This is a genomic window from Myxococcus sp. CA005 (assembly GCF_006518205.1).
Lineage (GTDB): Bacteria > Myxococcota > Myxococcia > Myxococcales > Myxococcaceae > Myxococcus > Myxococcus xanthus.
Map to the genome: position 1 here is coordinate 26734 of NZ_SRLV01000035.1, position 24124 is coordinate 50857.

The following is a 24124-nucleotide window of genomic DNA, read 5'->3' on the forward strand; positions in this document are numbered from 1 at the left end:
ATGTTGGCGCGACTGCTCCGAGCCGATGAACCTTCCGTCCATGCCCGCGCGCCGTGGGAGGATGTCGCGGATGACGCGCTCCCCACGCCGCTCCTGCGCGAGGGCCTGGGGCACGCGCACCTGGGCGTCACCACCACCAGGCCCCAGGCCCAGGCCTGGTTCGACCAGGGCCTGCGGCTGTTGCACCTGGGGTGGGGCGGTGAAGCCCGCCGCGCCTTCGCGCAGGCCACGCGCGAGGATTCATCGCTGGCCATGGCCTGGTGGGGGCTCGCCCTCACGCGAGGCTCCGGTGCCCGCTTCGCCACCGCCCGCGCGGAGGCCATGAGCCGCGCGCTGGCCCTGAGCGAGGGCACCACGGACCGCGAGCAGCGCTACATCGTCGCGGGCAGTCTGCTGGCGGAGAAGGGGCCGGCCAATGGGCGCAACGCCTTCGTGCGTGACATGGAGTGCCTCATCGACCGCTATCCCGAGGACGGCGACGCGCGGCTGCTGCTCGCGGGATTCCTCCTGGACGGCTACGAGCCGGATGGCCGGCCCGGACAGGGGCAGCCGTATGCACAGGCCCTGCTGCGCGAGCTGCTGCGCTCACACCCGGACCACGCGGGCGTCCACCATGCATGGGTGCAGGCCATGCTGAACAGCGGCCGGCCCGAGGCTGCCCGTGACAGTGCTCACCGCCTGGTGGCGCTGGCGCCTCGTGCCGGCCCCGCGCTGCTCTCCGCGGGGCGCCTGCTTCAGCGGGTTGGGCTGGTGGCGGAGGCCCGGCGCGTGCTGGAGGCCACGGTGGCCGCGGACGATGCGTACCTGGCCGAGGAAGGACTGCACACCGCCGACGCGCCGAGTGCCGAGGCGGCCATGCGGCTGCTCAGTCAGGGCTGCGCCGAAGCGGGCCAGTACGGCGAGTCCCAGGCGTGGGCCCGTCGCCTGCGGCAGCGGGTGGAAGGTGCTGGAGGTGACGACCAGGCGCTGCTGTTCGCCGCAGCCACGATGGTGTCCGCGCACCTGCGCTTCGGCTTCTGGCGTGCGGCGGCGGACGTGCCCATGGAGCTGTCTGATACGGCCAGCCCTGCGGAGCGGGCGCTGCGGGACGGGATGCGCCAGTACACGAGAGGACTCAGCCTGCTCGAGGCCGCGCGGCTGGGCGAGGTGGAGCGGGTATGTAACTCACTGGATGCGCAGCATGCGCTCCTGGCGGAGGCTCGCCGCTCGGAGGACCTGGCCCTGTGTCCACGAGATGTGGCGCGGGTGGTGGAGGTGGCCGCTCATGAGCTGCGTGGCGCGCTGGAGGTTCGCAGGGGCGAGGTGGGCCGCGCCGAGGCCACGCTGACGCGTGCGTGGCGGCTGGAGCGGCGGCTTCGGGCCGCAGGGCCGGCGGCCTTCTCCCGGCCCGCGCGCGAGGCACTGGTCCGGCTGCGTCTGCGCACGGAACGCGAGGACAAGGCGGTGGGGCTGGCGAAGACGCTGGTGGCGGAGCGGCCTGGGTGCGGGCACTTGCGACTGCTGTCCGCGGAGTCCCAGGTGGCGCTCGGCGCTTGGAGCAGCGCGGTGGAGGACTTCGCCGCGTTCCTCGACTGCTGGCGTGACGCGGACCCGCATCAGCCGGAGCTTCGCCGCGCTCGGGCCTTCATCGCCGGGCGGGGGCGCCTGCTGCGGCTCGTGCGCCCGCCGGAGCTCCTTGCCCTACGAGAGACCGGGGCCCCGGCCCTCGCTGCGCATGGGACGGTGTCCTGCTGAGCGGTGCCCGAATGGCACGGGGGCTGCCACCTGCCGGCAATTCCCATCAATCATGAGCCCGGCCCACGCGGCTCATTGCCCGCGCGTCGCGGGTTGACTGTCACCCGCTGGAAGTCCTCGCCGTGCGGGCGTCCACCAGTCGCGCTGGCGGCTCCCGCCGCTTGACGGGCCCTCACCGTTCGCGCGAGGAGGGGGCATGCCCACCTTCCGCCTCAAGCAGGACCAGGCCGCGTTGCTCGTCGTGGACATCCAGGAGCGACTGTGCGCCGCCATGGACCGGGACGCGCTGGACCGGATGCTCAGCCGCACCACCGCCGCCATCGAGGGCGCTCGCGCGCTGGGGCTCCCCATCCTCCTCACCGAGCAGTACCCCCAGGGCCTGGGGCCCACGCATTCGCTGCTGCGGATGCGGGTGCTGAAGGACGTCAAGGCGGTGGAGAAGCTGGAGTTCAGCGCCGCCGTGCCAGACGTGCTGGCCGCGCTCGGCGGGCGCACGCAGGTGCTGGTGGCGGGCATGGAGACGCACATCTGCGTCTTCCAGACGGTGCGCGACCTGGCCGAACGCGGTCTGTCCCCGTTCCTGCTTACGGACGCCGTGCTGTCGCGCGCGCAGGAGGACCGGCAGGTGGGCCTCCAGTTGTGCCGTGACGCGGGCGCGCACGTCGTCACGGTGGAGGCCGCGCTGTTCGACCTGCTCGGGCGCGCCGGCACGCCCGAGTTCAAGCAGGTCTCCGCGGCGGTCCGCTGACCCTCAGCGCGCCTTCTGTACCGCGTGGACGAGCATTCGCAGGACGGTCGCCACGGCCACCATGGCCGCGGCGAACACCGTCTGCGAGCCGCCCACGGGGAAGTCGTAGAAGAACGCGAAGAGATAGCCGCCCACGCCCGCGATGGCGCCGAAGAGCGTGGCGACGAAGAAGGTCCACGGCAGCCGCAGCTCCAACATCAGCGCGGCGATGGCGGACAGCGTGGAGAAGGCGAACACCGGCAGCGCGCCCAGCGCCCGGGCGCACACGCCCACCATGACGCCGATGCTGACCATCAGCACGCCGTCCAGGAGGCGCACCGGCAGCCCCTGCACCAGCGCTCCCGTCCGGTCGAAGCTGGCGAAGGTGATGCCCCGGTACCACCACAGGTGGATGAACATGATGGCCCCGCCAGCGATGGCCACCGTGTAGAGCTGCTCGGGCGTCACCAGCACCGCCGTGCCGAAGAGGATGCTCTGGATGTCGTGCGCCTCCTGCGCGATGCGGTCTCCCACGAGCACCGCGGCGCCGCCCGCCAGCGCATAGGCCAGACCCAGCAGGCTCTCCCGCGTGAGGCGCAGCTTCGCCGGCTCCGTCATCAGCAACATGGTGGCCAACAGCGCCAGGGTGGTGGCGCCCAGCACGGGCTCCACGTGCGTGCCCAGGTGGATGGCCGCGTAGAAGGCCAGCGCCACGCCCAGGCCCGCGGATTGGGCCACCGCGGCGCTGACGAACACCATGCGCCGCAGCACCACGTACACGCTCAGGAAGCCCAGTACGCCGCCCGCGATGAGCGCGCACAGCAGCGGGTCCCTGAACAAATCGAACGCCAGGTGGAACTGCTCCCACTTGGATGGTTCAGCGAGCGTCGTTTCCACGGTGAGGTCCCAGGGGCGCGCGTTGGCAGTACTCGTCGCCGTACTGGCGGCGGAAGGCGGGGTGACAAAAGACGGTGCGGGCATCGCCCACGACGAAGGCGGACGTCTCGCGGTCCACGAAGACGAGCACGTCCGCGTGCTCGGCGGCGACCTCCAGGTCGTGGCACACCACCACCACGCCCAGGCCCCGCTCACGCGACAGCGTGCACAGTCGCTGCATCGTCTCGTGCTCGGCGACGGCGTCCATGGCGGCGGTGGGCTCGTCCAGGAGCACCAGGTCCGCCTCGGTGGCCACCAGCCGCGCCAGCAGCGTGCGCTGCTTCTGGCCCTCGGACAGCTCGCGGTAGGGCCTCGATGCGAAGGCCTTCGCGCCGGCCGTCTCCAGCGCGCTCTGCACGGCCTGTCGGTCCGCCTTCCGGGCGAAGGGCCACAGGAAGCTCCAGCCGCGCAGGCGTCCCCACGCCGTCAGCTCGCCCGCGCGCAGTGGCAGCAGCGAGTCGATGGCGGACGTCTGCGGCACATAGGCACTGCGCACCTGCGCGGAGGCGCGGGAGATGGTGCCCGACACCGGCGGCTGCATGCCCAGCAGCGTCCGGAACCAGGTGCTCTTGCCGGAGCCGTTGCGGCCCACCACCGCCACGAACTGGCCGCGGCGAATGGTCAGGTCGATGGGCGGCAGGATGGCCTTGCTGTCGTAACCGATGACGAGCTTCTCGCAGGTGAGCAACGCGTCACCCGGCGCGAAGGTGGCGGGCACCGCGTGCGCGCCGTTCGTGGGCTCAACGGTCTTCACGCCGGACCTCCGCCTGTGGCTCCAAGGTGGCCAGTGCTTCCACCATCGCGGTCCGGATGGCGGCGTTCTCGGGTGCGTTCAGGTCCACCACGCCGTCGGGACCCGGCGTGGTGGCCGCCCAATCCAGCGAGTCGAACAGTGTGGGCGTCAGCGCCAGGCGCAGGGCGAGCTTCACGCGCGGCTTGTTCTCGCGGTCCGCGGGGATGTCCACCGTGCCGCGCAGCACCATCAGCGGCGTGGCCTCCTCCGCCGCCGCCAACGCGAGCCGGAAGCGGCGCTCATCGTTGAAGCGCGGCGTGGCGCGGCTGTCGCGTACCGCGCCTTCCAGCATTACCGATGACACGTCCCACTGGTAGCGGCTGACGTGGGTGCGGCCCAGCTCGCAGGACGGCTCGCAGTCGGGCGACAGCGTCTGGTCCGCCAGCAGGTCCAGGTCCGCGTCCACGTGCAGGCTGGCCACCGTGGCCTCCGCGCCGCCACCACCGCCATCCAGCTCCGCCTGGATGTCCTCGTAGTCCACCAGCGCGCCATCGTCGTGGTGGCAGTGGCCGTTGTGGCAGTTGGTGTAGCCGGGCGGCGGGTTGGCCGGGTCGAAGGTGGTGGGGCCGCGGGTGCCACCGCCGCCCACCAGGTCGATGTGGTCCACGCCCAGCGCGGCGCCGTCCAGGCGAAGCTCGAAGTCGGAGGCGAGACGCTGGAAGCCGTTGCCCTCGTCGCGCCCGGCTACCGGCGTGTAGTCCGCGCGGACGGCGGGCTCCAGCACCGCGAAGCTCTCACCGGGCTCCAGCGCGCAGCCGGATATGAAGAGAAGGGGAAGGAGGAGACGGGTCCGCATGGCTCAGGTCCCCTTTCCGGCGAGCCCCTTCTCCAGGCGCTCGACCATTTCGTTGATGTGCTGGAGGTACGTCTCCTTCGCCTTGAAGTCCGTGCCGCCGTGCAGGGTGACGAGCGGCGCGGGAATCTTCGAGGCCACCAACCGCGCGGTGGTGTCCGGGTAGTAGCTCTCCATCAGCACCATGCGCGCCTTTCGCTGACGGCCCTGGGCCAGGACGCTCGCGACGTGCGACGGGTTGGGCGGGATGCCGGGCTTGGGCTCCAGGTAGGTGATGGTGTCGAAGCCCAGCCAGTCCGCCAGGTACGCCATGGTCCGGTGGTAGGCGATGACGGGCTGGCCACGCAGCGGCGCCAGCCGCTTCTCCCAGTCCGCGCGCGACTTCTCCAACTCGGTGGTGAAGGTGGCGAGGTTGTCGCGGTAGGACTGCGCGTTCTTCGGATCCAACTGCGCCAGCCGGTCGGTGATGGCTCGCGCGACGGACAGCGCCTGGCGCGGGTCATAGAGGAAGTGCGGGTTGCCGCCCGGGTGGACGTCGCCCTGGCCCCGGTCCACCTGCGCGGTGGGGACCTCCAGCAGCTTCACGAACTGCGAGGCCACCAGGTAGCCCGGGTTGCCCACGAGGATTTTCGGGTTGCGCGCGCCCACCTGAAGCGTGGGCAGCCAGCCGATCTCCAGGTCCAGGCCCACCGCGATGAGCAGGTCCGCGCGGTTGAGCGCCAGGGCGAGGTTCGGCTTGGCATCCACGAAGTGCGGGTCCTGGCTGGACAGCGCCAGGGCCTGCACTTTGACGTGGTCGCCGCCCACGGCCTTCGTCAAGGCGGCCAGGTCCGGCAGGGTGGTGACGACGTTGAGGTCCGCGCGAGCGGGGGACGCGACGAAGAGGGTGAAGGCGGCGCACACGGCCGCGAACAGACGGGAGAGACGCATGGTCATGGCTCCTTCGAAAGGGGTTTAGAAAGCGTGGGCGCCGTGGGCGCCGGTCACCAGCTCGAGCGCGAGCATCAGGGAGTAGCCGGGCTCATCCCGCCACCCGGCATGGTCCCTGGCGCCCTGGAGGCGCAGCCGGGAGAACTCGGTGGGCCAGAAGGTGACGTTGGCGGACACGCGGTTGCGTGACTCCGTCCAGTCCGGGTCCAACGGGTCGATGACGCGCGCTCCGTCTTCGCCTCGCGCCGCCGTTCCCAGCTCGTAGCGCAGCGCGGTGGCCCACCGCGGTGAGAAGCGCCACGCGGCCTGCGCGTAGGTGTTGAAGTCCGTCAGCACGTCCCCGGGCACCTGGCGGCGGCGGTAAAAGGCCTCCGCCTGGAGCGTGATGAGCGTGGTGTTGTGGGCCTGGGTGATGGGCCGGTAGCGCAGGTACAGGTCCGTGCCGAACGCGTCCGTGCGGTTGCGGTAGCCGGTGGGATTGGGGCCGGTGGCGGTGGACAGGCCCCACATGAGGGACAGGTCATCCGACAGCGGGAAGAACTGCTTCACCGCGCCGGTGAGCTGCAAGTCGAACGGAGACTGAACCCGTTCGCTGGTGGCGCCCAGGAAGCTGCGTGCGGTGGCCCCGCCGGTGGCGTCGGTGGTGCTGCCAATCACCTCCACGTACCAGGGCAGGGGCGCCAGCCAGGACACCTCGGCGCCCAGTCCTCGGTTGCTTTCGCCTCCGAAGATGCGGCCCACGGCGAAGGGCTGGTCCACGAAGTCCCACGAATGCGGGTGCGTGGGGTTGATGCGGCCGAAGCGCGTGAGGAACTGACCGGCGCGCACCTGGAGGTTGTAGGGCAGCGCCAGCGTGGTGCCGTAGGCCTCTTCGATTTCCACGCCGAACTGGCTGAAGACGATGTTGGCGTCGAACCGGAAGTAGGGGTCCACCACCGAGCCGATGGACAGCTCCAACTGCTGCAGGTTGAAGCCGTTGCGCGTGGGGTCGTGCGCGCCGCTCTGCAGGGGCTCCTTGTCTGTGAAGGCCGCGGCGGCCACATCCAGGATGAAGCTCAGGTCCAGGAAGTTCGCGCCCGTGTTGGGATTGTTCACCCCGGGGATGGAGAGCGCGGAGCCACCGCCAGGCATGGAGGCCGGCGGCGCCGCGGTACCGGTGGGCGCGTTCTGCTGCGCGGACGCGGCATCGCTGCCAAGCGCCTTTTCAATCTCCTTCAACTCCTCGGGCGTGAGCGCGGGCGCGGCGTTTTCCCCCGGCTCCTGCACGGGGGCGTCCGCCGGAGGCGCGGAGGCGTCCTGGGCGCGGGCGCCGCTGGCGAACAGCAAGGGCGTGAGTGAAACGACGATGAGAGCGCCGTGGGCACGGCGCGAACGGGTTGCCACCTGGAATACTCCTCGAACGGGGCGGCCGCGTAGCGGTCACGCCCACCAATGACCTGAAAGACCTCGGACGACGCACGTCACGCGTGCGCGGGAGGCGAGGCCTTGGGGGCGGTATCGAGGATGGAGAGGGGGGCCTGGACGCGAGGCGGCGCGGTGGCCGGACGGCTCACAGCGAGCAGCGTCAGCACCAGTGTCGTGCGGTAGGGCGTCAGAAGCTCCGGGCGGGAGCCGGACGTCACCAGCGGACATTCCTCATGGGGGAGGGCGGCCGAGTCCGTGACGGCTTCGGGCAGGGCGGATAGCTGCGGGCTCTGGTCGATGGCGAGCCGGGACAGCCGCGCGCCCGTGCCGAGCGCCGTCTCTTCGAACGTCTGATGCTGCGGACAGAACCGATGCGCGTGCTCGTCCCTCGCGTGCATCAGCGCGCCCAGCGGCTGACACAGCCACAGCGCGACGAGCAGCGTCGCGGTGCAGCGGGCGAAGGTGTGGGCTCGCTGATTCATCGGAAGGGACGGTTGCCCGGGTGCTCTAATGACGCGGCACGGCGGGTGTCAAGGGACGCTATCACGCTCTGTTTCGTCCGGGTGGGGATGTGTCGGCCCCGGCCGGACGTTGGGGAACTTCAGGAATGAACGGACATCTGGACGGAGGATTCATTCCAGTGGCGACGCTGGACGTACTCGACGCGCGGGGCCGCGCGGTGGTGCAGGTGGACGGTGTCGCGGTGGCCCTCTTCCGCGTGAATGGGGAGCTCCATGCGGTGGCGGACGCATGCCCCCACCGGGCCGGGCCCCTGTCCGAGGGGGACCTGGTGGGATACGTGGTGCACTGTCCGTTGCACACCTGGCCGTTCGACATCCGGACGGGGCAGTGCCCTCGGCATCCAGGGGTGCAGGTCCGCACCTATGTGGTGCGTGTGCAGGGACAGCACATCCTCGTGTCCGCATCAGGTAGGGTCCACGCCCCCTGAGTGCCGGCCCCTTCCAGGAGCGATTCCACTGTGACTTCGTCCCGAGCCCGCCGCAAAGCCCCCGCCGCTGCCGCCCCCGCCGCTGTCCCCGATACCTCGGCCATGGCGCGTGCCGTGGCGGACTTCCTGCGCGCCGCCGGTCTGAACCTCCAGGACGTCCACCTGGCGGACACCCCCACGCGCGTGGCCGAGGCCTGGGCGGCCGAGTTCCTCGACGGCTACAGCCGCACCCCGGAGCAGGCGCTGGGGGAGACGTTCCCCGCGCCGCCGGGCTCCTCGGGCGAGCTGGTGGTGGTGACGGACCTGCGCTTCCACTCCATGTGTCCGCACCACCTGCTGCCGCTCACCGGGCGGGCCCACGTGGCCTACGTGCCGGGCAAGCGGGTGGTGGGCTTTGGCCGGCTGTCATCGCTGGTGGACTGCTTCGCGCACCGGCTCATCCTCCAGGAGGACATGGCGCGGGAAGTGGCGCGTTCCCTGGCGCAGGTGCTGGGCAGCCCCGCCACTGCATGCATCATCGAAGCGGAGCAGGCGTGCCTGCGCCTGCGCGGGGACAAGCAGCGCGACGCCGTCACTCACGCGGAGGCCTATGAAGGCACCCTGCGGCGCGACGGCCCCCTGCGCCGTGAGCTGTGGGCCCGGTTGGGGGCCCGGCGATGAGTGCGCCCCTGCCGCGCGTGGAGCCCGAGCGCGTGGCCCGCGTGCGCGAGGCGCTGGCCGCCGTTCTGGCTCCGGAGCAGCTGCGCGTGGATGACGCCGCGCTGGCCGCCTACGCCCGTGACGAGTCCGACAGTGGCGTCCATGCGCCCGACCTCGTCGTCTTCCCCGCGGACACGCGGCAGGTGTCGGAGGTCTTCAAGGCGTGCGCGGTGCACGGCGTGCCCTTCACCCCCTGTGGCGCGCGCAGCGGCAAGAGCGGCGGCTCGCTGCCCTTGCACGGGGGGGTGGCGGTGAGCCTGGAGCGGATGAACCGCATCCTCTCCATCTCCCCCGAGGACCTCACCGCGGTGGTGCAGCCCGGCGTCATCACCGGCGACCTGATGAAGGCCGTGGAAGCGGTAGGGCTCTTCTATCCACCGGACCCGAACTCCTGGGAGGTGTGCACGCTGGGCGGCAACGTGGCGGAGAACGCCGGCGGGCCTCGGGCACTCAAATACGGTGTCACGCGCGACTACGTCATCGGACTGGAGTGGGTGCTCCCGGACGGCGAGGTGGTGCGGGTGGGCCGGCGCACCATCAAGGGTGTGGCGGGTTATGACCTGGTGGGCCTCTTCGTCGGCTCGGAGGGCACGCTGGGGGTCGCCACCGAAATCACCGTCCAGCTCATCCCGCTGCCGCGCGAGGTGCTGACGGCCCTGGTGGTTTTTCCGTCCGTGCTGCACGCCGCGCGCGCGGTGTCCGCCGTGCTGGCCGCGGGCATCCTCCCGCGTTGCCTGGAGCTCATCGATGACGTGGCCCTGCGGGCTGTGGACGGCCGCGGCTTCCAGTTCCCTCCGGGCGCGGGCTCCGCTGTCATCGTCGAGGTGGACGGCAACGGCCGCGAGGGCTTGCTCGCTGAGCTGTCTCAGTTGGGTGACATCTGTGCCAGCCAGGGCGCCACCGAGACGCTGGTGGCCCAGGATGCCTCCCAGCGCGAGAAGCTCTGGGCCGCGCGCAGGGTGATTTCCCCAGCCCTCCGGGCCCTCAAGCCTCACAAGATTTCCGAGGACATCGTCGTGCCCCGCTCGAAGATTCCGGAGGTCATCGAGCGCTTGAAGGCCATGGGCGCGGAGCTGGGGCTCACCGTGGCCACGTATGGCCATGCGGGCGACGGGAACCTGCACGCCAACATCCTCTACGAGGGCGCCCACCAACGGCCGCTGGTGGAGGAGGCCCTGCGGCGCATGCTGGTGATGACCGTGGAACTGGGCGGAACCATCACAGGCGAGCACGGTGTGGGGCACGCGAAGCGGGAATATCTTTCGCTGGAGCAGTCCCCCGCGCTCATCGACCTGCAGCGCAGGCTCAAGGCCTTCTTCGATCCATCAGGGTTGCTCAACCCTTCGAAAATCTTCCCCGCGCTCATGCGTTCTTGATTCGTGGCCGACGCGGCTCGTTTTTGTCCCGGCGTCGAGCGGCTTACCGTCCAAAGCGTGGGAAGGGCTGGGAATGTCGCGCGAAATGCCTAATCGGACCTGGAATGAGAAACCCTTTCGCTCGTTGCGCGTCTTAGTTCCAGGTGGACGCGAGGCGGCGGGGGGAGAGCGCGTCCGGCATCGAACGGAGGACGGGAAATCATGGCCAATTCGACGAAGTACGCAGCCGAAGGCCTGTCGCACTACCTTCGGAACCTGGGCGGGCACCAGCAGCTGACGCGTGAGCAGGAGTACGAGCTTGCGCGTCGCGCCCGCAAGGGTGACGAGTCCGCGCGGCAGACGCTTGCCAGCTCCAATCTGGCCTTCGTTGTCGCCGTGGCGAAGAAGTTCGCCAATCGCGGCGCGCGACTGGATGACCTCATCCAGGAGGGCAACGTCGGTCTCATGAAGGCGATCGAGCACTTCGATCCAAAGAAGAACGTGCGCTTCGCCACCTACGCGGTGTGGTGGATTCGCGCCTACATCACCCGGTACCTGAAGGACAACCGCAGCCAGGTGCGCGGTGGTGAGGCCGAGCGCGGCAGCATGGTGGACTTCTCGCTGGACGCCACCATCGACGAGGACGGCGAGACGACCTTCCTCGATCGGCTGGAGGACAACAGCCCTTCGCCTCAGCAGGTGTTCCTGGCGCACGAGCAGGACACGGAGATTCAGGAGGCGCTCGCCAAGGTGCGCAAGCGCATTGGTGACCTGGGCTGGGACATCCTCACGGAGCGGCTGACACAGGACAAGCCGCTGACGCTCGAGGAACTGGGCCAGCGGTGGGGCGTGTCGCGCGAGCGCGTGCGTCAGGTGGAGCTGAAGACGAAGAACTTCCTGGAGCGCTACCTGCAGGCGTTCAACGAGAACGAGGAGCACCACCTGGGCGAGCGGGCCGCCGACGCGGCGTGAGCGGCCATCCAGGGCCCTTCCCACCTGGGAAGGCGCGTCATCGGGGCGGGACGGACCGGGTCATACCGGGCCGCTCCCGCCTCTTGTCGTTTGGCGGATGTTTGGCCTCCGATGGTTTGCTACCGGGCAAAAGTGCGTGCTAAGCCCGGCGCTTATGCGCTTGATTTCATTTGCTTTGAGCCTCCTCCTGAGCCTGCCTGCCTGGGGGGCTGAGGCCTCCCTGTTGTCCGAGCTTGACGCGCTGTACGCGAAGCGCGGCGAGTCCGGTGGGGAGAAGGCCTACGAGGGTGCCTTGAAGATGGCGCTGGACGCCGCGCCGGAGGATTACGAGCTGGTCTGGCGCAAGGCGCGCATCCTCCAGTGGCAGGCGGACGGGGCGGCCAACGAGAAGCTCAAGAAGGTGCTGGGCCGCCAGACGTGGGACTGGGGTGAGAAGGCGGTGAAGCTCAACCCCGCCCGGGTGGAGGGCCACTACTACGCGGCCACCGGCATCGGCGCCTACTCCCAGGCCGTGGGCATCATGAAGGCGCTGGGCGAGGGGCTCGAGGGCAAGTTCAACGAGCGGCTCGACAAGGCCATCCAGATTGACGCGGGCTACGACCGGGGCGCGCCGCTGCTGGCCAAGGGCCGCTACTACTACGAGCTGCCCTGGCCCAAGCGCGACCTGGCGAAGTCCGCCAGCCTCTACGAAAAGTCCATCGCGAAGCACCCGCAGATGCTGCGCGCCTACTACTTCCTGGCGGAGACACTCCTCAAGGACGGCAAGGCCGCGAAGGCGCGCGAGGCCATTCAAAAGGTGAAGCAAGGCAGCATCGCGTACGACCCCGCGGAAGGGCGGCGCGTGCAGGAGTGGTCCAAGAAAGTCGAAGCCGATATCGAGAAGGAGCTCAGATGAGGGCAGAGAATCAGGTAGCGGCTTCCGCTACCGCGGGGGGTGATGCGACGCTGGTCCAACTGCTCATTCAGCGCGCGAAGAACGCGTCGACGGTGGGCGTAAGCCACAAGAAAGACGGCCGCTGGCAGGACGTCACCTTCGCCCAGTTCCTGGACGAGGTGAAAGCGCTCTCCGCGGGCCTGGTTGCCCAGGGGGTGAAGCCCGGGGACCGGGTGGCGATTTTCGCGAACACCAGTCTGCAGTGGCTCATCTGCGATGTGGCCATCAGCGCCGCGCAGGCCATCACCGTCCCCATCTATGCGTCCAACACGCCGGATGAGTGCCGGTACATCCTCAACCACTCCGAGACGACGCTCGTCTTCGTGGACAACGACGAGAAGGACGCCCGGCAGGCGGGCCGGCTCACGCGCCTGCGCCAGAAGCTGGCGGAGTGTCCGGCGCTCCGCCGCATCGTCGCCTTCGAGGGCCCCGTTGCCGGTGGCACCGAGCTGTCACTCGCCGACGTCATCGCCCAGGGCCGCACCGAGCATGCCGCCCGTCCGGACGACTTCGAGGCGCGGGTGGCGGGCGTGTCCATGGAGGACACCGCCTCCATCATCTACACGTCCGGCACGACGGGGGACCCCAAGGGCGTCATCCTCACGCACCGCAACTGGGCCTTCGAGGCGAAGGCCGCCCAGTCGGTGGGGATGATGGTGCCCTCTGACTCGGTGATGCTGTTCCTTCCGCTGGCGCACGTCTTCGCGCAGGTGGTGAAGGCCGCCTGGCTGAGCATGGGTTACCGGCTCGTCGTCGCGGAGTCGGTGGACAAGCTGCTCGCCAACCTGGTGGAGACGCGTCCCTCGGTGCTGCCGTCGGTGCCGCGCGTCTTCGAGAAGGTCTACAACAACGTGGTGGCCAACGGCTCGGCGGCCCCGGGGCTCAAGGGCCGGCTCTTCCGCTGGGCCTTCAAGCTGTTCGACGAGTACGTCGAGGCACGCAGCCAGGGGCGCGAGTACGCCACCCTGGGCTTCGCGTTGGCGAAGAAGCTGGTGTTCTCCAAGGTGCACGCGGCCATCAGCGAGAAGCTGGGCGGCAACATGCGCGTGTTCATCTCCGGCGGCGCGCCCCTGTCTCCGAAGATCGGCTACTTCTTCGACCTGCTGGGCCTCAAGGTGCTGGAGGGCTACGGCCTGACGGAGACGTGCGCCGGCACCACCGTCAATCGCGAGCACAAGATCAAGATTGGCAGCGTGGGCGCGCCCGTGCCGGGCATGGAGGTGATGATTGCCTCCGACGGCGAAATCCTCATCCGCGGCCCGGCCGTCATGAAGGGGTACTACAAGAACCCCGAGGCCACGGCGGAGGCCATCGACGCGGAGAACTGGTTCCACACCGGTGACATCGGCGAGCTGGACGCGGACAACTACCTGCGCATCACCGACCGCAAGAAGGACCTCATCGTCACCGCGGGCGGGAAGAACGTGGCGCCGCAGAATCTCGAGAACGCCCTCAAGACGCACGCCATCATCAGTCAGGCCATGGTGTACGGCGACAAGCGGCCGTACCTGGTGGTGCTCATCACCGTGTCGGAGGAGGGCGCGCGCAGACTCCTCCTGGACCAGGGCGCCCCTGTGGGCACCTACGCGGACAATGCCCGTCGTCCGGAGGTCCAGGCGGCGGTGAAGGCCGCGGTGGATCAGGTCAACACGCAGCAGCCGCCCTACGCCACGCTCAAGCGCTTCACCGTGCTGGAGAACGACTTCAGCCAGGAGACGGAGGAGCTGACGCCCAAGCTCAGTGTGAAGCGGAAGGTCTGCACCCAGAAGTACAGGGCGCAGCTCGACCGGATGTACGAAGGCACCACCGTCGTCGACTGAGGCCCCACGCCACGCACAGGGCAAAAGCGAACGCCCGGCCCACCCCTTGTTCCAGGGGGCGGCTCGGGCGTTGCGCGTTTCAGGGCACTGCTCACGTCCTGCCGGGAGGCACGGCCACCCGGCGGCGGCTCAGACGTGGCCGCTGGGCGTCTGGCTCTTGGTGACGTCGTTCTGCACGCCGGTGCTGCTGGAGAGCGTCCCGGAGCCCTTCTTGTCCCCAGGGGCCGCCGCGTCCTCGCCCTCACCGCCAAAGCCGCGCTTGAAGTTGCGGATCGCACTTCCCAGCGAAGAGCCCAGCTGTGGCAGGCGCGACGCTCCGAACAGGAGCAGCAGCACCCCCATGATCAGCAGGATTTCCATTCCCTTCAAACCCATCACTCGGCTCCTTCGCGAAGACGCCAAGAGCATACCGATGGGCGCCGCCGACCGCCAGCAAGACCGGCGGGCGATTCAAGCCTGCATGGTTGCTGGAGAACCGAGCGCCGCGACGGGGGCCTGGGCCAGGGTGAGGAAGAGGGTGCTGCCACCTCGGTCCGACTCGACGCCCACGCTGCCCCCGTGGGCCTCCACCTCCTGCCGGGCCAGGTAGACGCGCAAGGGGTCCTCCAGCCGCTTCTCCCGGAAGGCGCGCTCCTCGCGCTGGAAGACGGCGGCGGCGTCCTCATCCGTCAGGGGCGCCCCGTCCCGGCGGACCTCCACGCGCACCCGGGGTGCGAAGTCGCGGATGCCCAATCGGATGACCTCGCCCGGTTGGGCGCGGGCCAACTGGTACTGGATGAATGACTCCACGGCGTGTTGGATGCGGGCCCCGTCCACGATGACCTCGGGCACCGCCTGCTCCGGGTTCAGGCCCAACACGAGCGCCACCTGGGCCGCCGACGCCGCGGCGCGCTGCCGCTCCACCGCCGCGTCCAGCAGGGGCAGCAGGGATTGGCGCTCCTGCTCGCAGGGCAGGGAGCCCAGGTCCGCCCGGCTGGCGTCGAAGAAATCCTGGGAGAAGGCCAGCGAGCGGTCCGCGTTGCGGAGGATGGTCTCCAGGCCACGCTGCACCTTGGGCTCCAGGGGCACGCGGCCGTTGAGCAGCAGGGCCGCGTATGAGCGCACGTTGGCCAGTGAGCCGCGCAGGTCATGCGACGCCATGGACAGGTAGCGCACGCGCCGGCGCACACCGGCCTCGTCCCACGCCAGGGGCGACGTCCACAGCAGCAGCGCGCCGTCCTCCAGCGCCTCCTCGCCCGCCATCAGCACCTGGCCATCCCGCTCCCAGAGGCTGCCGCTCCCAGCGCGCCGCTGAAAGCCCGCCACCGCCATGAGCTCCGGCAGGGAGCCCACGCGGCTGGGGAGCGCCTCCAGGTCGAGCTGCCGCAGCAGCGAGTGTCCGAGCAGGCGCGGGCTGCCTCCGCGAGGCAGGAGCAGAAGCCCGGGTGCCGCCATGTCGCCTGCTTTCAGCTCCCCCTCGCTCGCCACGTTCCACACCCCCAGTCCATCAGGTCACGGAAAGGGTGGGCAGTGACTGTCGGTTTTGCAACGTGGGCCCATGTCTGGCGGCGTGGGCGCATTTTCTTGCGCGGCCGTGTGGGAGGATGGTTGAAGAATCCCAGCGTCGCACCTCGGGAGACTGCTCTGACCTTGCACAATGCACAGCATGCGAGAGCCCCGGTGGTCCTGGTCGTCGATGACGACCCGGACATCCTGGAGGCCCTTTCAGAGATTCTGGAAGCCGAAGGCTTCGAAATCCGCCGGGCGCGGAACGGGAAGGAGGCGTTGGACCGGCTGGAGCCCGAACCGCCCAACCTCATCCTGTTGGACCTGATGATGCCGGTGATGGACGGTTGGGAGTTCGCCCAGCGGATGCGGCAGAAGCCGCCCGAGGTGGCGCGCATCCCCCTCATCGTCCTGAGCGCGGACCGCAATGTGGGCAGCAAGGCCGCAGACATTGGCGCGGTGGGGCATCTGGCCAAGCCGTTCGAACTCAACGATTTGTTGGACATGGTTCGCCGCTCGCTGAACCCCGCCGCCGCGTCCACCATCGCGTGACAGTTGCCGCATCCGTGTCTTGACCTGCCAGGGGGGCGCCATTACGGTCCCCCCTGTCTTTGATTTTCAAATCAACGATCAGGCCAAGGAGTGTGTCGTGAGCGCGAAGGACATCATCGAGAACCAGATTCCGGAGACCCTCAAGGCGAAGCCGGAGCTGGCGAAGGAAATCAACGCCGTCATCGTCTTTGACGTGTCGGGTGAGGGCGGCGGGAAGTGGACGCTGGACGCCACCAAGTCCGAGGGCTGGGTGACGGAAGGTGCGGTCGACAACGCGAAGATGACCATCTCCGTGAGCAACGACGACTTCGTGAAGATTCGCGAGAAGAAGCTCAACGCGCAGATGGCGGCCATGCAGGGCAAGCTGAAGTTCAAGCCCATGGACATGGGCCTCGCGATGAAGCTCGCGAAGCTGCTCTAATTTCCGACGGACCGGAGCGTTGTGGGCGGACCCCGCCCGCTGGCTTCTGTCGCACGCGGCGCGTCTCCTTCACAGGGGCGCGCCGCAGTCGTTTCCACACCCCTGATGCTCGCTCCGAGGAATGCCCATGTCGTCGCTCCCGCTCACAGGCCTGCGCGTGCTGGACTTGTCGCGCCTGCTGCCCGGCCCCTACGCCACCCTGGTGCTGGCAGACCTGGGCGCCACCGTGGACAAGGTGGAGGAGCCGGAGGGCGGGGACTACATCCGCCAGATGCCGCCCCTGCGGGATGACGTCAGCGGCCTGTTCTACGGCCTCAATCGGAACAAGCGCTCCCTGACGCTGAACCTGAAGCAGCCCGAAGGCCGCGAGGCGCTGAAGCGGCTGGTGCGCCACTACGACGTGCTGGTGGAGAGCTTCCGGCCCGGCGTCATGGACAAGCTGGGCGTGGGCGAGTCCGCGCTGCGCGCGGAGAACCCCCGGCTCATCTACTGCGCCATCTCCGGCTACGGGCAGACGGGGCCGGATCGGCTGAAGGCGGGGCATGACTTGAACTACGCGGCCCGAGCCGGCCTGCTGGGCTACGGCGGAGAGGCCGGCGGCGCGCCCGCGTTTCCCGGCGTGCAGATGGGGGACATTGGCGGCGGCAGCCTCTTCGCGCTGGTGGGCATCCTGGCGGCGCTGCACGAGCGTGAGCGCACGGGGCAGGGGCGCTTCGTGGACGTGTCCATGACGGACGGCGCGCTGGCCTTCCTGCACATGCACCTGGCGTCGCGCCTCTACATGGGGACGGAAGGCGTCGCCCTTCAGCGGGGCAAGGAGGCGCTCAACGGTGGCTACGCGTGCTACGGCCTGTATCGCACGGCGGATGACCGGTGGCTCGCGGTGGGCGCGCTGGAGCCCAAGTTCTTCGCGGGCGTGTGTGAGCGGCTGGGGCGTCCGGAGCTGCTGGAGGACGCCTACGCCCCGGGTGAGTCCGGCGCGCGCGTGAAGGCGGAGCTGACGCGCCTGTTCGCCGAGCACCCTCTGGCGTACTGGCAGGAGCGCTTCGCGGGCTCCGACCTCTGCATCGAGCCCGTGGCGGAAGGGGACGACGTGCTGAAGGACCCGCAGCTCCAGGCCCGGGGCCTCTTCGTGGAGGCGGAGGACGCGGTGCTGGGCCGCAAGGTGACGCACCTGCTGACGCCACTGCGCATGGGCGAGACGCCGCTGCGCGCGCCGCCCACGCTGGGGCAGCACTCGCGGGAGATTCTGGAAGCGGCGGGCTTTACCGCGCAGGAGCTTGCGCGGCTGGGGCACTGACGGCGGGCGTCCGCCACAGGGCCTCGCCGCGCGCGGCGTGGCAGGTGTCGCCCAACAAGTCCAACGCGAGCTGCGGCTGCCGTTCGGCCAGCGCTGGCCACCCGTCGAAGGCGCCACCGGCTTCCAGCCGGCGCACGGTGTGCTCCAGGGCCGTGCGCGCCCGCTCTACCGTCTGCTGCTGGGCCTTCGTGGGCCGCCACCGGGTGTCGTCGCGGTAGCGGCCGAGCGTCTCCAGCAGGTGGCCCTGGAACTTCAGCATCTGCACCAGCAGGGGCAGCCGGTGCGCGAACGGCGCGTCGGCCAGCGCCGCCTCGTACTGCCGGCCTTCCGAGTCCAGCCGGTACAGCAGCACGTCCACCTGCGCGTCCAGCCGCTTGCGCCACACCTTGCGCACGGAGGCATGCCGGGCCCAGCCCGCCACGGCCTGGAAGTAGTGAAGCCCGCCGCACGGGTGGGCGTAGATGCCTTGCTTTCGCTTGGGGACCTGCGTCCGCCCCGCGCGCATCGCCGCGGACAGCTCGGCCTGGGCGGCTTCGAGCGTGGCGAGCGCGTCCCGCATCACCGTGTCGATGTGGACCGTCGTGCCCTCGCTGGTGCGGAACGTGGTGCCGGGCTCCATCGCCAGGGACAGTGCGTCCAGCGCCCAGGCACCCTCGGGATGGGCCACGAGCGAGGGGCGGAAATCGAGCTGCAACTGCTCCACCAGCGCCTGCACCATGACGGGGCCCCAGGACGCATTGAAGCGGTGGCGCGCCGGGTAGCCCGCGTGCAGCAGGCTCTTGAGCTGAAGGGCGGGGTGGGGCTCCACCGGCGTGCCGTTGGCGGTTCGGCTGTCGAAGAAGAGCCGCTGGGCGGCGGCGGGCGAGTGGGACGGCGGCGGTGTCCGGCGCAGGTAGCGCGCGATGATGGCGTCCGCCGCGGGCTGACCGTCGCGGGTGCGGAAGTCCCGGCCGTCCAGCGCCAGGCCATGGGCCAGCGCCCAGGCGTTGTCGGGCGTGGCGGCCCACTGCCTGCACCGGGAGGCCAGCAGCGAGGACACGTCGGACGGAGGCGCCGCACTCCCCGGGGCCCGCAGTTGGACAGTGGACGGCGCCACCGCGGGCCACGTCACCTCCGCACGCGCGCCAGCCGGGGCGGCGGCGCCCAGTCCCATGGTGAGGCTCACGAGGAGGATGGCGGTCATCGTCATGCGGTGGGCAGCCGGGGGGAGCTTATTCGCTCGGGCGCGCCAGCGACACCCGCGACGTCCTACGCGCGCCGACCCGAAGCATGGGCCGGCGCGCGTGAGGGTAAAGCTCAGCTCGCCTGGGAGTCGCCGCTGGCCGATTCCGCCTCGGCCGTCAGGCGCGCCAGCATCCGCTCCAGGATGCCGAACACGGCGTCGCGGTCCTCGGGGCTCATCAGGCTCAGCACGCGCCGCAGGCTGGCGTCCATGCCCCGGTCGATGCGGGCGAAGACGCTGCTGCCCTGCTCGGTGAGGCGCACGACGACGGCGCGCCGGTCCTCCACGTCCCGGGTCCGCTCCACCAGACCCATGCTCTCCAGGCGGTCCACCACACCGGTGATGGTCTTCCGGGTGATGCCCACCCGCAGGGCCAGGACGCCCACCTGCACCGGACCGTCGTTGCCCAGCCACGACAGCGCATGCATCTGCGTGGGCGTGAGCTGGAGGTCCTCGCAGATGCCCGCCAGCGGGTTCTTCAGGGAGCGGTAGCGGCTGAACTCAATCAGCAACTCGTGGAGGCGCCGCGACTCGGGCGTGGAGGTCTCGACGTCTTCCTCCATCAGACCGTGGCTCTCCTCGGAGCCACCGTCCTCGGGAGGGTCCTGGCCCTCCGCACCCGGGTCGCCGCGCCGATTCGCGAGCGCGGCCGGTTTGTCATCCGGCCGCCGCATCAGGCGGTCTCCACCCGGGCCGCAGCGGCCACGGAAGGCGATTCAGCGCCGTGCTTCGGACCCACCGCGTGCGGCGTACCGGAGGTCGCGTCCGGACCCTTGCGCCGCTTGAACTTCTCGGTGAGCTGATCCATCAGCGAGTACACCACCGGCACCACGCCCAGGGTGAGGAACGTGGACGTCACCAGACCGCCGATGATGGTGATGGCCATGGGCGCGCGCGTCTCCGCGCCGTCACCCTTGGCGACCGCCACCGGAATCATGCCGGCGATCATCGCGATGGTCGTCATCAGGATGGGACGCAGACGCACGGGAGCGGCCTGGAGCAGGGCTTCCGTCGCCGTCTTGCCTTCCTCACGCAACTGCAGCGTGAAGTCCACCAGGAGGATGCCGTTCTTCACCACCAGCCCCATGAGCATGATGACGCCGATGAGGGCGAACATCGACATGGCCTGACCGGTGACGAGCAGACCGCCAATGGCGCCGATGAGGGCGAAGGGCAGCGACATCATGATGGTGAAGGGGTGGACGAAGCTCTCGAACTGCGCCGCGAGAATCATGTAGATGAGGATGATGCCCAGCAGCAGGGCGGAGCCGAAGGCCGCCACGGCCTTGCCCATCTCCTTCGCGTTACCCTCGAAGTCGTAGATGACCGTCTTGGGCAGCTCCTTCTCCGCGTACGCGTTGAGGAAGTTGATGCCGTCGCTCAGCGCGTAGCCCGAGGCCAGGTTCGCCAGCAGGGTGATCTGCCGCTTCTGCGACTCGCGGTCGATCTGCACTGGGCCGTCGGCCGGGGTGATGGTCGCGAAGTTGCGCAGCTCCACCAACTGGCCCGTCATGCTGCGCACGGTCAGCTTGCCCAGCGCGTCGGCGGAGGCCAGCGTCTGCGGCGGCAGGGCCACCTTGATTTCGTACGTCTCGCCACCCTCGCGGTAGTCGCCGAACTTGTCGCGGCCCAGGAAGGCACGCAGCGTGGCACCCAGCGAGGCCGCCGGGACGCCCAGGCTGGCCGCGCGCTCGCGGTCCACCTTGACGTCGTACTGCGGCTTGCCGGAGCGGAACGTCATGTCCACGTCCACCAAGCCCGGATTCTGGCGCATGGTGGCCTGCACCTTTTCGGCGGCCTTGATGACCTCGTCCCAGTTGTCACCGCGGAGGTTGAACTGAATCTGCTGCGTGCGGGCACCGCCGCCGCCCACGGCCGCGATGTCCTGCACCGTGACGGTGACGCCGCTGCGAGGGGTGATGGCGCCGCGCAGGTACGTCTTCAGCTCGCCCTGGTTGAAGGCGCGGTCCTTCAGCGGCACCAGGTTGATGAGCAGCTCTCCCTTGTGCACTTCCTCCTGCACGCCGCCACCGGCGGTGGCGAAGGTGGAGTCGATGCCGGGCAGGGCGCGGACCTGCGCGTCCAGCGCGTCCAGCTCCGCCTGCGTCTCCTGCAGCGTGGAGCCGATGGGGAGCTCCACCGCCAGCTTGATGTTGCCGTTGTCCTGCTCCGGGATGAACGTGAACTTCAGGAAGCTGGCCATGAAGAGGGTGAGGAAGAGCACCACCACGGCGATCACCAGGGTGATGGCCCGGTGCCGCAGGATGCTGGCCAGGATGTTTCGGTAGCCCGTCTCAGTGGCGACCAGCACCTTCTCCACCGCCGCGGAGATGCCCGTGGGGTTGCCATGGTGGCTCAGCATGCGCGCCGACAGCATGGGCGTGAGCGTCATGGACACGGCGTAGGAGATGAGCACCGCCACGGCCACCGTGACGCCGAACTGGTAGAAGAACATGCCCATCGTTCCGTCCATGAAGGCCACGGGGATGAACACGGCGACGATGGCGAGCGTCACGGCGAACACCGCGAGCGCAATCTGGCTGGCGCCCTCGAGCGCCGCCTGCATGGGCGTCTTTCCCTCTTCCAGGTGACGGACGATGTTCTCGATGACCACGATGGCGTCGTCGATGAGCAGACCGATGGACAGCGTCAGCGCCAGCATCGTGACGACGTTGAACGTGAAGCCCAGGGCCGCCATGACGGCGAAGGTCCCGACGACGGACACCGGCAGCGCGACGGCGGCCACCAGCGTGGAGTTCAGGTTGCGCAGGAACACCAGCACGATGAGCACCGCGAGGAAGCCACCGAGCACCAGGTCGAACTGCACCGCGGCGATGGACGAGCGGATGAACCGCGAGTTGTCCGTCACCATCTCCGTGCGCACGCCTTCGGGCAGCAGGCTGTTGACCTCTCCCAGGGACTCCTTGATGGACTCGGCCACCTGCACCGTGTTGGAGCCGGACTGCTTGCGCACCACCAGCGCCACGGCGCTGCGGTCACCGCTCTTGGCGCTGGAGCGCGCCTCTTCCGGACCGTCCACCACGTCGGCCACGTCACGCACGCGCACCGGCGCGCCGTTGGGGCTGGCGATGATGATGTTGCGCAGCTCGTCCACGCTCTTGGCCTCGGACGTCAGGCGCACCACGCGCTCACGGCCGCTGTCCATGGTGCGGCCACCCGGGACGTCCAGGTTCTGCGCCTGCACGGCCTGGCTCACGTCGCTGACGGCCAGCCCGAAGCCACGCAGCCGCTCCGGATCCACGACGATCTGGATTTCGCGCTCACGGCCACCGACCACGTCGATGCTGCCCACGCCCGGCTGACGCTGGAGGGCGGGCTTCACGACGTCCTCGGCGACGCGCGTCATCTCTTCAATAGGGAGCGCGCCGGACAGCGACAGCGTCATGATGGGCGCCGCGCCGATGTCGAACTTCTCCACCACCGGCGTCTCGATTTCCGTCGGCAGCTTGCTCAGCGTGGCCTGGACGCGGTCCCGCACGTCCTGCGACGCCACGTCCACCTTGGTGTCCAGGGTGAAGCGGACGACGATCTGGGACACGCTCTCCAGGTTGATGGAGCGCAGCTGCTCCACGCCGTTGAGGGTGTTGAGCGCCTCCTCCAGCGGGTCACTGACGTTCTTCTCCATCGACTCCGGGTCCGCGCCGGGCAGCACCGTGGTGACGGTGACGACGGGGAACTCGACGTCGGGGAACTGGTCCACGCCGATGCGTGGGTAGGCATTGATGCCAAAAACGACCACCGCGAGCATCAGCATCGCGGTGAACACAGGGCGGGTGATGAATGTCTTGAGCATTCAGGAGCTCCGAACTTGAGAGGGGAGGGCAGGCGTCACTGCACTACGCGGACGGCCGTGCCCTCCTTCACGTCCAGGGAGGAGTCGGCGAGCACGCGCTCGTCGGCGCCCAGTCCCTGGAGGATGCGGACGTAACCAGGCAGCACTCGCTCGACGCGCACATCCCGCTTGCGCACCGTGCCGTCCTGCACCACCCACACGAAGCCCTCCTGGCCCCGGGCGCTGACGGCCTGGGTGGGGAGGAAGAGGCCCTTGTCGTCGTCGGCCTGATTCACGGTCGAGAAGTCCAGCTCCACCAGGGCGCCGGGACGCAGCGCCGGGGACGGCTCACCGACCACGTCCGCCAGCACCTCCACCGTGCGGTTGGAGGCGTCCACCACCGCGCCCACGACGGCCACCTGCACGTCGAAGCGCGCGCCGCTGGGGCTCACCGTGCCCTGCGTCTTGCTGCCCACGCGGACCTTGTCCACCACGGACTCGGGGACCTGCGCGCGAACTTCCAGCCCCGTCGTGTCGACGATGCTGAACACGGGCGTGGAGGGCGTCATCGCCACCGAGTCACCGACGTTCTTCGTGCGGGCCGTGATGACGCCGTCGAAGGGGGCGATGATGGAGTGGTCACGCAGCATCTCCTCCGCCAGCCGCAGCCCGGCGGCGGCCTGGGCGGCCTGGGCGGCGGCCTGCTTCTGGCCAATCACGGCCTGATCCAGCCCCGCGGCGGCCACGCCACCGGACTCCGCCACCTTCCGGGTGCGCTCCAGGGAGGACGTGGCCAGCTCCAGCGCCGCGTCCGCGGCCTGCTTCACCGCGCGCGCCTGCTCCACGCTGATGGCGACGTTGGAGGCGTCCAGCGCCGCCAGCACCTGGCCCTTCTTCACCTTGTCGCCCACCCGCACGTTCATCCTCGAGATGGTGCCGGTCGCCTGGGGCCCCAGGACCGCCTCGTTCTTCGAGCGGATCTGCCCCGTCACGCGGGTGACGTCGGCGCTCAACTCCGTGGCTGGAGTGATGGCGCGCACGCCCAATGCCGCGGGACCCGTCTGCTCGGGGAGGGCCGGCTTGTTGCTGGCCTTGCCACAGCCCGTCGTCACCACCGCTGCCACTGCCGCGGCCATCCACATGCGTCGAATCACGGTCGTCCTGCTCCTGCCGGTCACGGGGCGCCTGGCCCCAGGGAGACACTTGCGAGCCGGCTTCTACATGGAAAGTCTGCGGCCCGGAAACTACAGTCTCTGAACTGTCTGTCAAGGGGATACTCCGGAGTGCGGACTATCTTTCCTCCGG

Annotated in this window: 23 protein-coding genes; 11 read left to right on the forward strand and 12 right to left on the reverse strand. The window is 69.5% G+C overall.

Going from position 1 to position 24124, the window contains the following annotated elements; genetic code table 11:
* Positions 1-1734 carry a hypothetical protein gene (locus tag FMQ63_RS17395; protein WP_011553003.1) on the forward strand — a complete coding sequence of 578 codons (1734 nt, stop codon included), beginning with the start codon at positions 1-3 and terminating at the stop codon, positions 1732-1734.
* A gap of 196 nt (positions 1735-1930) precedes the next feature.
* Positions 1931-2482 (forward strand): isochorismatase family protein, encoded by a 552-nt coding sequence (locus FMQ63_RS17400; RefSeq protein WP_011553004.1) that lies wholly within the window; start codon positions 1931-1933, stop codon positions 2480-2482.
* 3 nt (positions 2483-2485) lie between these two features.
* On the opposite strand, the gene FMQ63_RS17405 is transcribed toward FMQ63_RS17400, so the two are convergent.
* From FMQ63_RS17405 to FMQ63_RS17430, 6 genes are all read right to left on the reverse strand, one after another.
* Positions 2486-3358, reverse strand: coding sequence for a metal ABC transporter permease (locus tag FMQ63_RS17405; protein ID WP_011553005.1), 873 nt, complete (start codon positions 3356-3358; stop codon positions 2486-2488).
* Complete coding sequence (locus FMQ63_RS17410; RefSeq protein WP_011553006.1) at positions 3339-4151, reverse strand: metal ABC transporter ATP-binding protein; 813 nt, start codon at positions 4149-4151, stop codon at positions 3339-3341. The genes FMQ63_RS17405 and FMQ63_RS17410 overlap by 20 nt, the downstream gene beginning before the upstream one ends.
* Positions 4138-4986, reverse strand: a complete 849-nt coding sequence (locus FMQ63_RS17415; RefSeq protein WP_011553007.1) for a hypothetical protein — start codon at positions 4984-4986, stop codon at positions 4138-4140. The genes FMQ63_RS17410 and FMQ63_RS17415 overlap by 14 nt, the downstream gene beginning before the upstream one ends.
* Positions 4987-4989: 3 nt before the next feature.
* Positions 4990-5919: a metal ABC transporter substrate-binding protein gene (locus FMQ63_RS17420; RefSeq protein ID WP_011553008.1), complete on the reverse strand. Its 930-nt coding sequence runs from the start codon at positions 5917-5919 to the stop codon at positions 4990-4992.
* 18 nt (positions 5920-5937) lie between these two features.
* Positions 5938-7296 (reverse strand): hypothetical protein, encoded by a 1359-nt coding sequence (locus FMQ63_RS17425; RefSeq protein ID WP_020478594.1) that lies wholly within the window; start codon positions 7294-7296, stop codon positions 5938-5940.
* 77 nt (positions 7297-7373) lie between these two features.
* The gene (locus tag FMQ63_RS17430; protein ID WP_011553010.1) at positions 7374-7799 is read right to left on the reverse strand and encodes a hypothetical protein; all 426 of its coding nucleotides are present in this window, start codon (positions 7797-7799) and stop codon (positions 7374-7376) included.
* A gap of 125 nt (positions 7800-7924) precedes the next feature.
* Between FMQ63_RS17430 and FMQ63_RS17435 the strand changes: the two genes are divergently transcribed.
* From FMQ63_RS17435 to FMQ63_RS17460, 6 genes are all read left to right on the forward strand, one after another.
* On the forward strand, positions 7925-8266 hold the full coding sequence (locus FMQ63_RS17435) for a Rieske 2Fe-2S domain-containing protein (protein WP_011553011.1): 342 nt from the start codon (positions 7925-7927) through the stop codon (positions 8264-8266).
* 102 nt (positions 8267-8368) lie between these two features.
* On the forward strand, positions 8369-8926 hold the full coding sequence (gene folE, locus FMQ63_RS17440) for a GTP cyclohydrolase I (RefSeq protein WP_011553012.1): 558 nt from the start codon (positions 8369-8371) through the stop codon (positions 8924-8926).
* A complete protein-coding gene (locus FMQ63_RS17445) occupies positions 8923-10341 on the forward strand; it encodes an FAD-binding oxidoreductase (RefSeq protein WP_011553013.1) in 1419 nt (472 codons plus the stop codon). The genes folE and FMQ63_RS17445 overlap by 4 nt, the downstream gene beginning before the upstream one ends.
* A gap of 201 nt (positions 10342-10542) precedes the next feature.
* The gene (locus FMQ63_RS17450; protein ID WP_020478595.1) at positions 10543-11292 is read left to right on the forward strand and encodes an RNA polymerase sigma factor RpoD/SigA; all 750 of its coding nucleotides are present in this window, start codon (positions 10543-10545) and stop codon (positions 11290-11292) included.
* Between the two features lie 97 nt (positions 11293-11389).
* Positions 11390-12187, forward strand: a complete 798-nt coding sequence (locus FMQ63_RS17455; protein ID WP_011553014.1) for a hypothetical protein — start codon at positions 11390-11392, stop codon at positions 12185-12187.
* Positions 12184-14046: a long-chain fatty acid--CoA ligase gene (locus FMQ63_RS17460; RefSeq protein ID WP_011553015.1), complete on the forward strand. Its 1863-nt coding sequence runs from the start codon at positions 12184-12186 to the stop codon at positions 14044-14046. The genes FMQ63_RS17455 and FMQ63_RS17460 overlap by 4 nt, the downstream gene beginning before the upstream one ends.
* Positions 14047-14175: 129 nt before the next feature.
* On the opposite strand, the gene tatA is transcribed toward FMQ63_RS17460, so the two are convergent.
* Together tatA and FMQ63_RS17470 are read right to left on the reverse strand one after the other, a co-directional pair.
* Positions 14176-14421 (reverse strand): twin-arginine translocase TatA/TatE family subunit, encoded by a 246-nt coding sequence (tatA, locus tag FMQ63_RS17465; protein WP_026114203.1) that lies wholly within the window; start codon positions 14419-14421, stop codon positions 14176-14178.
* Positions 14422-14496: 75 nt separating this feature from the next.
* Positions 14497-15522, reverse strand: coding sequence for a sensor histidine kinase KdpD (locus tag FMQ63_RS17470; RefSeq protein ID WP_011553017.1), 1026 nt, complete (start codon positions 15520-15522; stop codon positions 14497-14499).
* A gap of 153 nt (positions 15523-15675) precedes the next feature.
* On the opposite strand from FMQ63_RS17470, the gene FMQ63_RS17475 reads away from it, so the two are divergent.
* From FMQ63_RS17475 to FMQ63_RS17485, 3 genes are all read left to right on the forward strand, one after another.
* Positions 15676-16083 carry a response regulator gene (locus tag FMQ63_RS17475; RefSeq protein WP_216609004.1) on the forward strand — a complete coding sequence of 136 codons (408 nt, stop codon included), beginning with the start codon at positions 15676-15678 and terminating at the stop codon, positions 16081-16083.
* 97 nt (positions 16084-16180) lie between these two features.
* Complete coding sequence (locus FMQ63_RS17480; protein ID WP_011553019.1) at positions 16181-16504, forward strand: SCP2 sterol-binding domain-containing protein; 324 nt, start codon at positions 16181-16183, stop codon at positions 16502-16504.
* A 127-nt stretch (positions 16505-16631) separates the two neighbouring features.
* A complete protein-coding gene (locus FMQ63_RS17485; RefSeq protein WP_026114204.1) occupies positions 16632-17804 on the forward strand; it encodes a CaiB/BaiF CoA-transferase family protein in 1173 nt (390 codons plus the stop codon).
* On the opposite strand, the gene FMQ63_RS17490 is transcribed toward FMQ63_RS17485, so the two are convergent.
* The 4 genes from FMQ63_RS17490 to FMQ63_RS17505 all read right to left on the reverse strand — a co-directional run bounded on the left by FMQ63_RS17490 (position 17770) and on the right by FMQ63_RS17505 (position 23997).
* A complete protein-coding gene (locus FMQ63_RS17490) occupies positions 17770-18993 on the reverse strand; it encodes a hypothetical protein (RefSeq protein ID WP_011553021.1) in 1224 nt (407 codons plus the stop codon). The genes FMQ63_RS17485 and FMQ63_RS17490 overlap by 35 nt on opposite strands.
* 107 nt (positions 18994-19100) lie before the next feature.
* Entirely contained in the window at positions 19101-19700 is a 600-nt protein-coding gene (locus FMQ63_RS17495) for a MarR family winged helix-turn-helix transcriptional regulator (RefSeq protein ID WP_011553022.1), read from the reverse strand.
* Positions 19700-22840, reverse strand: a complete 3141-nt coding sequence (locus FMQ63_RS17500; RefSeq protein WP_011553023.1) for an efflux RND transporter permease subunit — start codon at positions 22838-22840, stop codon at positions 19700-19702. The genes FMQ63_RS17495 and FMQ63_RS17500 overlap by 1 nt, the downstream gene beginning before the upstream one ends.
* Before the next feature lie 35 nt (positions 22841-22875).
* Positions 22876-23997: an efflux RND transporter periplasmic adaptor subunit gene (locus FMQ63_RS17505; protein ID WP_011553024.1), complete on the reverse strand. Its 1122-nt coding sequence runs from the start codon at positions 23995-23997 to the stop codon at positions 22876-22878.
* Between the last annotated feature and the right edge of the window lie 127 nt (positions 23998-24124).